Consider the following 14386-nt stretch of genomic DNA (forward strand, 5'->3'; position numbering starts at 1 on the left):
GTGTGCTTCAGTCCTGCAGTTCCGTTGCGTTGTGTCGGGCGGCCAGCCGGGCCGGTTCATGCATGTCGCCCATGGCGACGGCGATCTTGCGTGGGCCTTCGTACGGGTCGCGGGCGTGGGCGGCGATCAGGTTGTCGAGCATCACCACATCGCCGCGCTGCCAGTCGAAGCGCACGGCGCAGGCTTCGTAGAGGCGGCCGATCAGGGCCATGCTGGCGTCGTCGATCGGGCTGCCGTCGCCGAAATACACCTGGCGCGGCATGCGTTCGGCACCGACCATCTTCAGCAGGTCTTCGCGCACCTGGGCGTCCAGGCAGAAGCTGTGGTGCAGCTGCAGTTGGTTGAAGAAGCTGCGTTCGCCGCTCAGTGGGTGGCGGATCACCGCCGGGCAGCGGGTCCGCGTTTGCAGCTCGTCATTGGCCAGCCAGCGGAATTCGGTATGGCTGGCCCGGCACAAGGCCTCGACCTCGTCGCGGCTGTCGGTCTTGAAGAATGCCCGCCAGTTGACGTCCAGCCGCTCGGTGAAGGTGCGCACATACAGCAGCCCTTTGCGTTCGAAGGCCTCGGCCAGCTCGGCCGGCAGTTGCCGGTACAGCTCGCGGCAATCGACGATCGGCGTGGCACCACCGACCGGCGACGGTTGTTCGCAGTAGAACCACTGCTTGCGCGGCGCGCGGGGCAAGTGCGAACTCTCGTTGTGGAACAGGATCATTTCCCGTTCCGGGTAAGGCGTGGAGCGGTAGATGTTGCGCCCGCCTTCCTTTTTCGGCAGGTCGCCGTAACCGCCGAACAGGCCGGGGTGAATGGCTTCGGCAAAGGCTTCGAAGGCCTTCGCGTCGTCCAGGGCGAAGCCGCGGAACAACAGGCCACCATGCTGGCACAGCAGGGTGTCGATCAGGTCCCGCGAGCTTTGCGCCCAGCCCACCGGGTCGAGGTCGGCGGCCAGCGGTTCGATCACCAGCGGGAAGGCGCGGCCCGTTTGCAGCGGCGAGGTACGAATCAGTGGCCGGGGTGCAGTGGCCCGGGCCGGGAGTTTTTTCAGTTTGTCGAGCTTGCTGGACGAGGGGGCGGATTTTGCCAAGGCCGGTGTCTCCACGAAGGGCAGCGTGACGGTGAAATGGGCAAGGGTGGCGTGCGGTTGCTCCACCACTTGCTGCAGCAGGTTCAGCCAGGCGCCGATCAGCGCGTCGATGCGCTCGCCCTTGAACAGGGCGCGGGCGTATACCCAGTCGCCGCGCATGACGTCGCCGTGGCGTTCGAGGAACAGCGCCATGTCGAACTTGCTGGTGCGCTCGGCCGCAGGCTGCATGCGCACCTCCAGGCCAGGGATGGAGAAATCGCCCGACGGTGTGTTCTGCAGCACGAACAGCGCCTGCACCAGGGGGTTGCGACTGCGCTCGCGCGGCACTTGCAACGCCTCGACGATGCGGTCGAACGGCAGCGCCTGGTGTTCCAGGGCCTGCACGCAGGTGTCACGGGTGCGGCCGAGGAACTCGCGCAACGTTTCGCCGGCCAGGCGCCGCGAGCGCAGCGGCAGGACGTTGACGAAGAAGCCGATCAGGCCATCGAGCTGGGCGTGCTCGCGGCCGGCCACGTCGGTGCCCAGCAACAGGTCGTCGGCACCGGTGATGCTGTGCAGCAACAGCTCGAAGCTGGCCAGCAGCAGCATGTACAGGCTCACGCCTTCGGCCAGGGCCAGCGCTTCCAGGCGCGCCAGCAGTGGCGCGGGAATCTCCAGCGCCCTGGCGGCGCCTCGGGCATCGGCCTGGGCCGGCCGTGGCCAGTCGCAGGGCAAGGCCAGTACCTGGGGCGCGCCTTGCAGCTGGTGCTGCCAGAAGCTGACCTCGCGCTGCAGTACTGCGCCCTGCAGGTACTGGTGCTGCCAGGCCGCGTAGTCGGCGTATTGCACGGGCAGCGCGGGCAGCGCTGCCGGTCGCCCTTCGCGCAGGCTTGCGTAGAGCTGGCTGAATTCATTGACCAGTACGCCCACCGACCAGCCGTCGGCGACCATATGGTGCAGTGCCAGCAACAGCAGGTGCTGGTGCTCGCCGAGCTTGAGCACCCGCGCCCGGATCAGCGGCGCCTGGCGCAGGTCGAACGGCAGGCGCAGGTTGTCCAGGCTTTCCTGTTCGGCCACTTGCTGGCGCTGGGCCTCATCCAGCGAGGCGAGGTCACGCAGGCTGACCTCCAGTTCGAGCTGTTCGGCGATCCGCATGATCGGTTCGCCGTCGATGTCGTGGTAGGCGCTGCGCAGCACTTCATGGCGGGCGAGCAGGGCATTGAAGGTGGCACGCAGGGCCGCCAGGTCCAGCGGCCCGCGCAAGCTCAGGCTGGCGGCCATGTTGTAGGACGCCGAGGGGCCGTGCAGGCGGTCGACCAGCCACAGCCGTTGCTGGCTCAGCGACACCGGCATGTGCGCCCGGCGCGCTACCGGCAGCAACGCCGGGCGCGCCGAGCCCGCGGTCGGCATGGCGGCCAGGGCGTCGAGGCGCTCGGCCAGCTGCCACAGCAGCGGCGCCTCGAACACGCTGCGCAGCGGCAGTTCCACGGCACAGCGCTGGCGCAGGCGGGCGATCAGGCGGGTGGCCAGCAGCGAATGCCCGCCGGCTTCGAAGAAGTGGCTGTTGCGGCCCAGCGGTTGCTCAGGCAGCAGGGCGGCCCACAGCTCGCCGAGCAACTGCTCGTTGGCGCTGACCAGGGGCTCGACCTCGGCGTGCTGCAATGTTGGCAAGGGCAGGGCCTTGCGGTCGACCTTGCCGTTGGCGTTGGTCGGCCAGCTGTCCATCGCCACCCACAGCGAGGGCACCATGTACGCCGGCAGGCTGTCGCGCACGTGCTGGGCCAGCTGGGCGTCGTTCAGCCGATGGCCGCTGCGCCCCTGCCAGTAGCCCACCAGCAGTTCGCTGCCACCGAGCGTCTGCAGGCTGACCATGGCCCGCAGTACGTCCGGGTGGCGCTCCAGGTGCGCCTCGATCTCGCCAGGCTCGATGCGGAACCCGCGCAACTTGAGCTGGAAGTCCTTGCGCCCCAGGTACTGCAGCACACCGTCGGCGTCCCAACGGGCCAGGTCGCCGCTGAGGTACAGGCGGCTGCCCGGGGTGCCGAACGGGTTGGGGATGAAGCTGGCGGCGGTGCGCGCCGGGTCGGCCAGGTAGCCGCGGCTGACCCCGATGCCGCCGATGGCCAGTTCGCCGACCACCCCGGCGGCGACCGGTTGCAGGTCGTGGCCCAGTACATACAGCTCGGCATTGGCGGTGGGCCGGCCGATGGCCACGGTGGCGTCTGGCCCCGGGGCCTGGTACAGCGGCTGGAAGGCCACGTCATCGGAGCATTCGGCCGGGCCGTAGGCATTCATCAGCGGGATGTGCGGGTAGTGGCGGAACCACAATTGCGCGGTGGCGACCGGCAGTGCTTCGCCGGTCGGTATGACCCAGCGCAGATGCGGCAGCGCCGCTGGCTGGCCGTCAAGGTTTTCGAGCAGCGCCTGGAGCAGTGCCGGTACCGGTTCGAACAGGCTCACGCGGCGCTCGCGCAGCAGCGCCAGCAGGGCCTGCGGATCGCCCACCAGCGCATCGCCGATAATCTCGACACAGGCGCCGAACAGCGGTGCGGTGAGAGTCTGCCAGACCGAGATGTCGAAGCACGCCGGGGCAGTCTGGGCGATCACGTCGTCGGCGTTCAGGCCCAACGGCTGCACCTTGGCCAGCATGTTGTTGAGCATGCCGGCGCGCGGCACCATCACCCCTTTGGGCTGGCCGGTGGAGCCGGAGGTGAACAGCACGTAGGCCAGCTGCTGCGGGCGTGCCGGCTGCTGCGGCAGCCTGCCGCTGGCGCTCATCTGCAGCAGCTCCGACGGCAACGCACGGCGGCCCTGGTAAACACTGGCCAAGGGCTCGGCACAGGCCTGGCTGCAAACCACCAGCGGCTGCTCCAGGCGTGCCAGCACCTGCTGCCAGCGCGCCGGCGGCTGCGAGGGCTCCAGCGGCAACCAGCCACAACCGGCGCGCAGGGTCGCCACCATCAGGCAGAACCATTCGATGCCGCGCTCGGCCAACAAGGCCACTGGCTGGTCGGGCTGGGCACCCAGGGCTTGCAGGCCACGCGCCAGGCGTTCGGACTGCTGCCACAGCTCGGCATAGGTGAGCGATTGCTCGGCGCAGCGTGCGACGATGCGTTCGGGGTGCGCGGCGACCTGGGCCGCCACCCGTGCTTCCCAGCTTTGCTCGAAGTCGTAGTCCGCCGGGTTGAGGCCCCAGTCGAGCAGGCGCCGATGCTGGGCCGGGCTGAGTGTGGTGAGCTGTTCGAGGCGGGTGTCCGGCGCGCTGTCCAGCCCCTGCAGCAGGTTCAGCAGGTCGTCGCTCAGGCGCGCCAGTGCGGCAGCGGGAAGGCGCTGGGCATCGGCGCTGAACAGCACTTCCAGGCAGCGCCCGGGCAGCACTTCGACGGTCAGGCCGTAACTGGTCTGTTCGAGGTTGTCGAGGACCTTGAAGGTCAGCTCGCCAGCCTGCAACTGGCGTTCGCTGAGCGCAGGCAGGTTCTGGAACACCAGCAGGGTGTCGAACAGCCCGGCCCCGCGAGGGTGCTGCTGGAGGATCTGCGCCAGCGGCGTCTGCTCGTGTTCGCGCATGGCCACGCTGATGGCCTGCACCTGCTGCAGGTAGTCGCCCAGGGCCATACCGGGGTCGATGCGCAGGCGCAGCGGCAGGGTATTGATGAACACGCCAAGCATCTGCCCGGCATCGGCCAAGGCATCCGGGCGGCCACTGCTGGTGACGCCGAACATCACCTCGGTGTGGTTGTTGGCGCGTGCCAGCAACAACCCCCAGGCGGCTTGCATGAGGGTGTTGAGGGTGACTCGGCAGGCTTTGCCGAGGGCGTTCAGGCGGCTGCTGTGGGCTTCACTCAGGCGCAGGCTGCGGCTGTGGTAGCGCGGTTTGCCGCCGGGTTCGGCCGGGTGCAGCGCTGGCAGGCTGCCAGCGCCCTCGAACTGCGCCAGGTATTGCTGCCAGTATTGCAGGCTGTGCGAGTGCGGTTGCGCGGCGAGCCAGGCGATGTAGTCGCGGTAGGGGGGGCGCGACGGCACGGCGAGGCCGTGGTAGCGGGCGAGAATCTCCTCCATCAGCATCACCGAGCTCCAGCCGTCGGCGATCAGGTGATGACGGCTCCAGATCAGCCAGCTGTGCTGCGCATCGAGGTGGATCAGCGCCAGCCGCTGCAGCGGTGGGCGCTGAGGGTCGAAGCCTTGGGCACGGTCGGCCTGGCAATAGGCGTCCAGGGCCTGCTGGCGTTGGCTCGGGTCCAGCGCGCGCCAGTCCAGGCGTTGCACCGGCAGGGTGAGGTCACTGCACACGCCTTGCACCGGCTCGTCCAGGCCTTGCCAGAGGATCGCCGTGCGCATCAGCGGATGGGCGGCGAAGGTGGCGTGCCAGGCGGCGAGGTAGCGCTCGGCGTCCAGCGGGCCTTGTAGCTCGGCCTGCAGCTGGTTGACGTAGACGCCGTTGGCACCTTCCAGCAGGGTGTGGAACAGCAGGCCTTTCTGCAGCGGCGAGAGCGGGTAGGCGTCCTCCAGCGGGGTACCGAGCAGCGCTTGCAACGGTTGGCGCTGTTCGGCGCTCAGCGACACCGAGGGGATGGCTGGCATTGCCGAAGGCGCTGCCACAGGTGTGGGCTGGGCCGCTTGGCGCTGGGCGAGCAGCAGGGCCAGGGCGTCGACCCGCGGTTGGGCGAACAGCTCTTTGGGGCTGAACTTCAAGCCCAGCTTGCGCGCCTTGGCGATCACCTGCAGGGCGATGATCGAGTCGCCGCCAACGCTGAAGAAGTCGTCCTGGCGAGTGAGTTCGGGGCGCTCCAGCACTTCGCGCCAGACGCCCAGCAACAGGGCTTCCAGGGCTTTCAGCGGTGAATCCAGGGTGGCTGCGAGGCGGGCAATGGTGGGGTGAGCAAAGAAATGCCGGGGGCTGAACTTGAGCTGTTGCTTGCGCGCCTTGGCGATCACTTGCAGGGCCATGATCGAGTCGCCGCCCAGGGCGAAGAAGTCGTCATGGATCGACAGCGCCGGTTTGCCCAGCACCTCGCACCAGAGTGTCAGCAGCAGCGCCTCGACCGGGTCGCGCGGGGCAGTGTGCGCCTGCGCAGGGGCTGGCTCGGGCGCCGGCAGGGGCAGGCTGTGCCGGTCGACCTTGCCGTTGCCCAGGCGCGGCAGCTCCTTGAGTTCAACATAAACGCTCGGTAGCAGTGGCTCGGGCAGGCGCTCGGCCAGTTGCTGGCGCAACTGCGCCCGGTCCAGCCCGGGTTCGGCCACCAGGTAGGCAACCAGCCGTGGCGCTTCGCCTTCAGTCAGGGCGCGCGCCAGCACGGCTGCTTCGCGCACACCGCTGCAGGCGCGCAGGCAGGCTTCGACCTCGCCCGGCTCGACCCGGAAGCCGCGGATCTTGACCTGGTCGTCGAGCCGCCCCAGGAACTCGATGGCGCCGCTGGCCAACATGCGTACGCGGTCGCCGCTGCGGTACAGGCGCTGGCCATTGCCGGCGAATGGGTCGGGCACGAATTGCCGGGCAGTCAGGCCGGGCTGGCCGAGGTAGCCGTCGGCGACCCCGGCCCCGCCGATATACAGCTCACCGATGCTGCCCAGCGGCAGTGGCGTAAGGTGCGCATCGAGCACGTGCACCTGCACGTTGTCCAGCGGCTGGCCGACCGGGGCGAAACCGGAAAGGCTCGGGGCTTGGTCGTGCACGGCGTGGGTCAGGCAGCCAACGGTGGTTTCGGTGGGGCCATAGTGGTTGACGATGCGGCAACTTGGGGCAAGCTGCTGCAGGCGCTTGACCAGTGCCAGGTCCAGGCCTTCGCCACCGAGCACCAGGCACTGGCGGGGCAGCAGGCGTTGTGGCTCGGCCACGGCGAGCAGGGCAGCCAGGTGCGAGGGCACGATCTTCAGGCAGTCGACCGGGTTGGCTGCCAGATACTGGGCGAGTTCTTCCGGGGCGCTGGCCAGTTCATCACTGAGCAAGTGCAGGGTGCGGCCGCTGAGCAGCGCGCCGAACCAGGCGGTGTAGCCCAGGTCTGCGGCGACACTGGCCAGTGCCGTCAGGCTGGCCTCGGGGCTCAGGGCCAGCGGCTTGAGCACGGCTTGGGCATAATTCGCCAGGTTGCCTTGGGTCACCCGCACGGCCTTGGGCGTACCGGTAGAGCCGGAGGTGTAGATCAGGTACGCCAGCTGCTGCGGATGACTGGCAGTGTGCGCCTGGCTTACCGCCGGGGTCAGGCCATGAAGGGTGTGCGTGGGGTCGATCAGTACGCTGGCGCCGCTGTTGGCGAGCAACTGACGCTGGCGCTGGGCAGGCAGGGCGGGGTCCAGGCACAGGTAGGCGGCGCCGAGCTTCCAGCTGGCCAGCATCGCCGTGATCAGCGCGCGGCTGCGCGGCAGGGCGATGGCGATGATGTGCCCGGCAGCGGCACCGGCTTCGACCAGGCGTGCGGCCAGGGCGCTGGCGGCCTGGTCCAGTTCGCTGTAGCTCAGGCTGCCGTCGGCGTCGCGCAGGGCGATGCGCTGGCCATGCGCCTGCACCTGGTGCTCGAAGGCGGCCAGGGCCGTGGCGAAGGCGGGCGGCTGGCTGGCCCCGGCGCGGTGCGCGCAGTTGGCCGGCGGTGTGGCCGGCAATTGGTGGACAGGCGTGTCGACCTGCGCCATGGCGATGCCGGCGAACCAGGCGAAATCCTCGGCCAGGCGGGCGATACGTGCGGCGTCGAACAGGTCGCTGCGATAGCGCCACTGCGCCAGCAGTTGCACGCCGTCGTCCTGCCAGCGCAGGTTGAGTTCGTTGGCGGCGCCACGCTGGGTGAACAGGTGCTCGCGCACGGTGTACTCGGCGAAGGCGTCGTCACGCTGGCTGGGCATGTAGGTCATCATGCACTGGAACAGCGGAGCGCCGACCTCCTGCTGCAGGCGCGCTGCCGGGTAGCGGCGATGGCGCAGGCCCTCGCGCATTTGCTGGGCGGTGTCGCGCAGGCAGTCGGCCAGGCTTGGCGCATGGGTGAAGCGGGCGCGCAGCGGCAGGCTGTTGAGGGTGAAACCGATCAGCTGCTTGTAGCGCGCCCTGTGCCTGTCCATGGTCGGCGTACCGATGAGGAAGTCATCCTGGCCGGTGTAACGGTGCATGAACATCTGGAACAGCGTGGCCAGCACGACGTACAGGCTGACGCCCTGGGCCTCGGCGAGCTGGCGCAACTGGCTGCCGAGGGCCGGTTCGAGCAGGTGCTCGACTTCTTCACCGGCGAAGCCGGGCGTGCGTGGACGGGGTCGGTCGGCGGGCAGCGCCAATGCCGTCGGGCTACCGCTGAGCTGATTGCGCCAGTAGCTGGCTGCCGCCTCGAGCTTGTCCTCGGCCAGCAGCGTGCGCTGTTCGTCCAGCCAGTCGAAATACAGGCCGGCCGGAGGCAATTCCAGAGCCTCGCCGCTGAGCGCTGCATGGTAGGCGGCGAAGGTCAGCTTGAGCATCCATTCGACGCTGAGGAAATCCCCGCTGATATGGTGGGCCGCCATGCACAGGTACAGGCGGCCCTGGCTTTGCAGCAGGTCAAGCCGGCAGATGCTCGCCGCCGCCAGGTCGAACGGCTGGTCGGCGTGTTGCGCGATCCAGGCGGCGACGCCGGCGCTGTCCAGGGCGTCGATACGCTCGACGTGGGTGTGTACCTGGATGTGCTCCGGCCGGTACATCCACAATGTGCCGTCCTGCTCACGGTAGCCGCAGTGCAGGGTCTCGAAGTGCCTGACGACCCGGGCAAAAGCCTGGCACAGCGTGGCCGGGTCGAGGTCGGCGCGCAACTCGCGTGCGGCGACCATGTTGTAGGCCGGGCTGGCCGGGTTGAGCTGATGGTACTGCCACAGCGCCTGCTGGCCGGCGCTGGCCTGACGCAACGACTGGGAAGTGGTCATCGGCGGCACTCCTGGGCGGGTTCGGCCATGGCCACCATCACTTGCCGTGGCCCTTTGAAACTGGCGCGGCCATGGGCCACCAGCATGTTGTCGAGCATCAGCACGTCGCCCTGCTGCCAGGGGAAGCGCACGGTGCACTGCTCGAGCACGCCACGGATCTCCGCCAGCGCGCTTTCTTCCAGTTCGCTGCCGTCGCCGTAATAGACGTTGCGCGGCAGGTCGAGCGGGTCGTCGACCACGGCCAGCAGGCTTTCCCGCACGGCAGGTGGCAGGTTGGACACGTGGAACAGATGCGCCTGGTTGAACCACACCCAGTCCTGTGTGACCGGGTGGCGAGCGCTGGCCTGGCAGACCTGGCGGGTACGCAGTTCACCGTCGTCCTTCCACTCGAAGGCAATCTGGTTGGCCCGGCAGTAGGCCTCGGCCACAGTGCGGTCTGCGCTGTTGAAGGCCTGCTCCCAGGGCAGGTCGAGACCGTTGCCGTAGTTGCGTACGTACATCAGGCGTTTGCTTTCGAAGCGCTGGCGCAGGGCAGGGTCGAGCTGCTGGAAGATGCGTCGGCTGTCGGCGATCGGGGTTTCCCCACCTTCAGCGCTGGGCTGTACGCAGTGGAACCAGATCTTCATTGGCCACTGCAGGGTGTAGGACTGCTCGTTGTGCAACGGGATGACCTGGTGCGCGGGGTATTCGGTGGAGGTGTACACCCCCTGTTCGATCGCCTTGCGCGGGGTGGAACCGAATTCGTAATTGAGCAGCGGGTGACCGAAGCTGCGCACCAGCACCTGGAACGCCTGTTCGCCCAGCACCCCGAACCCCCGCAGCAGCAGGGCGCCGCTTTCGTGCAGGCAGTCGTTGGCCAGCGCATGCAGCGCCGCGAAGTTCCCCGCACCGGGTTGTGCCGGCTCGACCAGCAGCGGCAGGCCGCTGTCTGGCAAAAGTGCTTGCACCGACAGGCCATTGCCCGGCCCGACACCTCGTCCCATGAGTTGCTCCTTTTTATCGTGGTAGTCACAGCAAAAGGCCATCCCTGGTCTCCCACGGGGCCCCGGCGGAATATATACGAAAGATATGGTAAGTGTTAATGCAATTTATTAGCATTCACATTGTATGTGAGCGCCTCGACTGCAGCCTTCCTGCGGGCAGCCGGGATTCTGTGAAATCGTTTGTCCAAGGAGTCGACAATGAGTTGGGAAAAGGCCGAGTGCGGGTTCGTGGTGGTGGTCAATCATGAGGAGCAGTATTCCATCTGGCCGGATTACAAGGCCCTGCCCGAGGGCTGGCGCGCGGTCGGCCAGCAGGGTGACAAGGCGCAGTGCCTGGCCTGGATCGAACAGCACTGGACGGACATGCGCCCGCTGAGCCTGCGCCAGGCCCTTGAAACCGCCGGGCAACGCTGAGCGCCAGCCACAGAGGGAGCGATCCATGGAAGACATTCAGCTTGCACCGTACAACCTGGCGCATTTTCGCCGCCAACCGCCGCGCCAGTTCGAGGCTGACCCGCTGCTGCAGCGCCAGGCTGCGCGTGAGTCGAACGCACGCTCCTACCCTCGGCGTATTCCCCTTGCGCTGAAGGCAGCGCAGGGGCTCTACGTACAGGACACCCGTGAGCAACTGTTCATGGACTGCCTGGCGGGCGCAGGGACACTGGCGCTTGGCCACAACCATCCGTGCACCCTGGCGGCGATGCGCGCGACCCTGGACAGCGGCGTGCCACTGCACACCCTCGACCTGACCACGCCAGTCAAGGACCTGTTCGTCGAGACCTTGTTCGAGGCCTTGCCGCCAACCTTCGCTGCCGAGGCGCGTATCCAGTTCTGCGGGCCGACCGGGGCCGACGGGATCGAGGCGGCGATCAAGCTGGCCAAGATCGCCACGGGGCGCAAAGGGGTTTTCTGCTTCTCTGGCGGCTACCACGGCATGACCCACGGCACGCTCAGCCTCATGGGCAACCTGGGGCCCAAGCAGCTGCCGGGTTCGCTCATGCCCGATGTGCAGGTGCTGCCGTACCCCTATGACTACCGCTGCCCGTTTGCCCTAGGTGGCGAGACCGGTATCGACGCAGGGCTGAGCTACATCGGCCAGCTGCTGAGCGACCCCGAGTCCGGGGTGCCGCTGCCGGCGGCGGTGGTGGTGGAAGTGGTGCAGGGCGAGGGCGGTGTCATTCCGGCGCCGGTGCGCTGGCTGCAGGGCCTGCGCAAGCTGACCCGCGACCATGGCGTGGTGCTGATCATCGACGAGGTACAGAGCGGCATCGGCCGCACCGGGCGCATGTTCGCCTTCGAGCACGCCGCTATCGAGCCGGACGTACTGGTGCTGTCCAAGGCCATCGGCGGCGGCCTGCCGCTGGCAGTGATGGTCTACCGGGAGGCGCTCGATGTGTGGACGCCAGGTGCGCATGCGGGCACCTTCCGCGGCAATCAGCTGGCCATGGCGGCCGGCACCGCGACCCTGCGGTATATCCGCGACGAGGGCGTGGTGGCCAACGCCGAGCGCATGGGCGACTACCTGATGACCCGGCTGCGCCAGTTGCAGCGCGATTACCCGTGCATCGGCGATGTACGTGGGCGTGGGCTGATGGTCGGGGTGGAGATCGTCTCTACCGACGCAGGCCAAGGCCGGGTGCCGGCCGGGGATGGCGTGCTGGCCAAGGCCGTGCAGCAGGGCTGCCTGCGTGAAGGGGTGATCCTCGAACTGGGCGGGCGGCATGGCGCGGTGCTGCGCTTCCTGCCGCCGTTGACCATCGGTAGTGAGGAGATCGATACATTGGTCGAGAAGCTGGAGATCGCGTTGGCTGCCAGCCTGCGGCGATAAGATTCGGGGTGGCGTGGCCCCACAGGGTGTACGCAACCTTTGCGCACACCCTGTGGAGAGAAAAATCCCACAGCTTTATCGGAGGTTTCGCTGCCTGGGCCGGTTTGTACATCTTCGAGCCGTCGCTATCATCGGGCGACAACGTGGCGGACTTCCGGAGACTCAGGTGATGCTTTTTGGCAACGTGAAGCGGCGAGGCTAACAGCGTGCCTCGGCCCTGTTGATCCTGCTGTGTCTGCTAGGCGTGTTCCCTCTCGATGTGATCCTCCCGTCATTCCCTGCGCTTGCAGATCAATTTCATGTCGGGCCGCAACAAATAGCCTACTCGGTGAGCTTCTTTGCGTTTGGTGTCGCCGTGGCGCAAATCGTGATCGGGCCATTGTCGGATGGCATGGGGCGCAAGCGGTTGTTGCTCGCTGGGTTGGCAGTGTCCATTGCAGGCGCAGTGGGTTGTGTACTTTCAACCCGCTATGAGACGTTCATGGCGTTCCGTTTGCTGCAGGCCCTGGGTTGCGGGAGTTTCGTGCTGGGCCAGGCGCTCGTGCAAGATCTGTACAGTGGTAGACAGCGCAATGCCATGCGTATCCTGCTGACCAGCGCAAGTGGGCTATTCATCTCGTTGTCACCGGTCGCAGGCGCTTTTCTCCAACAATCCTTTGGCTGGAAGGGCAGCTTTACGGTATTCGCTTTCATAGCCGTGATCGTTTCATCCCTGTCATATGCATTGCTGCAGGACACGCCTGCATTGAGAGGCCGTAGGTCGGGCATGCGCAGCTACTGGGTTATGCTGCGTGATACGACCTATCTTGCGCACTCCCTGCTGTCCAGTCTCGCTTTTGCCTGCCATTTTTCCTTCATCGTTGTCGCGCCATTGGCGTTGATGGACAACCTGGGGCTGACGCCATATCAATTCTCGGTGGTATTTATCGCCTATGGGCTTGCATATATCGCTGGCGGAGCAGCCGCGAACTATTTGAACAATCGAGTAACCCCGCAGGTTCAGATCAAGACGGGATTCCTGCTCATAGCTGCCGGGGGCATCACACTTGTGGTTTGGGAGCAGCTAGCGGGACTGACGGTGGCGGGCCTTCTTCTGCCGATGATCATCTGCACGACGGGGACAACGCTGGTGCGTCCTGCTGCGACGACCCAAGCCTTGGCGCGTTACCCACACCAGGCCGGTGCGGCAGCGTCGCTCAATACGACATTGCTGTTCGCAGGTGGTGGTTTGGCTGGCAGTCTTGTGGCCGGTGTCGAAAGCGCGCTGCCGATGAGCCTGGGGCTTCTGTTCCTGGGCGCCAGTCTGTGCGGGTGGCTACTGCTTGCATGCATGGCGGAAACTGACCGCATGGCTGAGGGATGATCAGGCGCAAAAACCGAGCAGCAGCAGCGCCGCCACGCCCAGGCCGAGCGCAACCGAGCAGCCGCCCAGCGACAAGGCGGCTCGCCCTTGCCGGTACCAGCCGTCATGCCCGAGTTGCCGTGCCGGTGCCAGCAGGCTGCGCCAGCGCAGTTCGGTGTCATGAAATGCCTGCAGATTCGCCGGGGCGGCATCCAGCCAGCGACGGAAGTCGATGCGCTCGCAGGCGGTCACCTCGGGGCTCTGCAAACGCACATACCATCGCCCGGCAGCACTCGCCAGCCCGTCGCGGCGCGAACGGCCGGCCTGCAGGGCCTGGTCCATGTGCCGTTCGATGCTGGCCAGGGGGAGGTCGAGGCGGGCAGCGATGGCAGCGAAGTCCAGCTGGTCCAGGCGGTTGAGCAGGAACACTTGCTGGACGCGCCGTGGCAGCTGTTGCAAGGCATGCAGCAGGGATTCTGCGGTATCGTGCCCCGCAGCCGGGGTTGGATGTTCGAGCGGCAGTAGCAGACGGCTCATGGACAGCTCCTTGCTGAAAAGGGAAGGGGGCATCTTCCGTGACGCAACGTCAGCCTAGGCTAAACGATATTGATTCTCAAGTGCTGATTTTGTAATGCTTCGCAATGAGCGTTCACGCCCTGAAGCACTTTTGCTAGCATGCGCGCCATCACGATCTTCATTAGCCTGAAGAGCCAAAAAAAAGACCCGGCAAAAAGCCGGGTCCAAAACCGTGATTAGCCTGATGAGGAGATAATCTGAGAGCGACCTAAGCTCCAGGTTATCCAGCTGATCTCGCGATCAGTTGAGTGCAATAATAATCGTTATCATTTGCCAGTCAAATGATTTTTTTAACTGATCCGGTAAAAAAATTTTACCGGTGCGCTTCCCTGTCCCGGCAATCGGGGCCTTTGCCGTTACCCGGCCATCACGTTCTCTCCCTTCTTACTCGCCTATAAATCCGGCTCCACAGCGCGTTTGTGCTCCAGCAGTGCCCGGGCCATGTCCATCATGTGCATCAGGGCGAAGGTCAGTTCGCGCTGGCTGCCATGCTGGTGGGTGGCGGTCTCCTGGGCGGTGGCGGCAGCGCAGCGCAGCAGGGCGATGGCATGTTCCTGGGCCTGACCTCCGGTGACGCCCTCGTGCAACGTCCAGATCTTGTTGTCGAGGGTGGGGCGCGGCGGGTTGGGGTTGAGGTAGTAGTCGAGGGCGCGGCGGGCGGCTTCGCTGTCGAGATCTGTTTCGTCGTTTTTCGGTGGTTTCATCGCGATACCTTCTGATTTCCC

General features: G+C 66.5%; 7 protein-coding genes. 3 read left to right on the top strand and 4 right to left on the bottom strand.

The window, feature by feature from the left end; genetic code table 11:
• Positions 1 to 7: 7 nt before the first annotated feature.
• Together HU760_RS09380 and HU760_RS09385 are read right to left on the bottom strand one after the other, a co-directional pair.
• Positions 8 to 8932 (bottom strand): non-ribosomal peptide synthetase, encoded by an 8925-nt coding sequence (locus HU760_RS09380; RefSeq protein WP_186674709.1) that lies wholly within the window; start codon positions 8930 to 8932, stop codon positions 8 to 10.
• The gene (locus tag HU760_RS09385) at positions 8929 to 9915 is read right to left on the bottom strand and encodes a TauD/TfdA family dioxygenase (RefSeq protein WP_186674708.1); all 987 of its coding nucleotides are present in this window, start codon (positions 9913 to 9915) and stop codon (positions 8929 to 8931) included. The genes HU760_RS09380 and HU760_RS09385 overlap by 4 nt, the downstream gene beginning before the upstream one ends.
• Before the next feature lie 198 nt (positions 9916 to 10113).
• Between HU760_RS09385 and HU760_RS09390 the strand changes: the two genes are divergently transcribed.
• From HU760_RS09390 to HU760_RS09400, 3 genes are all read left to right on the top strand, one after another.
• Positions 10114 to 10329: an MbtH family protein gene (locus HU760_RS09390; RefSeq protein WP_186674707.1), complete on the top strand. Its 216-nt coding sequence runs from the start codon at positions 10114 to 10116 to the stop codon at positions 10327 to 10329.
• Positions 10330 to 10354: 25 nt separating this feature from the next.
• A complete protein-coding gene (locus HU760_RS09395) occupies positions 10355 to 11743 on the top strand; it encodes a diaminobutyrate--2-oxoglutarate transaminase (protein WP_186674706.1) in 1389 nt (462 codons plus the stop codon).
• A 217-nt stretch (positions 11744 to 11960) separates the two neighbouring features.
• Positions 11961 to 13106 (top strand): Bcr/CflA family efflux MFS transporter, encoded by a 1146-nt coding sequence (locus HU760_RS09400; RefSeq protein ID WP_186674856.1) that lies wholly within the window; start codon positions 11961 to 11963, stop codon positions 13104 to 13106.
• Here HU760_RS09400 and HU760_RS09405 read toward each other — a convergent pair whose 3' ends face one another.
• A complete protein-coding gene (locus HU760_RS09405; RefSeq protein ID WP_186674705.1) occupies positions 13107 to 13622 on the bottom strand; it encodes a DUF4880 domain-containing protein in 516 nt (171 codons plus the stop codon). It abuts the gene before it with no gap.
• A 431-nt stretch (positions 13623 to 14053) separates the two neighbouring features.
• Positions 14054 to 14365: a DUF6124 family protein gene (locus HU760_RS09410; RefSeq protein ID WP_186674704.1), complete on the bottom strand. Its 312-nt coding sequence runs from the start codon at positions 14363 to 14365 to the stop codon at positions 14054 to 14056.
• Positions 14366 to 14386 lie beyond the last annotated feature (21 nt).

Source organism: Pseudomonas oryzicola (assembly GCF_014269185.2).
Taxonomy (GTDB): domain Bacteria; phylum Pseudomonadota; class Gammaproteobacteria; order Pseudomonadales; family Pseudomonadaceae; genus Aquipseudomonas; species Aquipseudomonas oryzicola.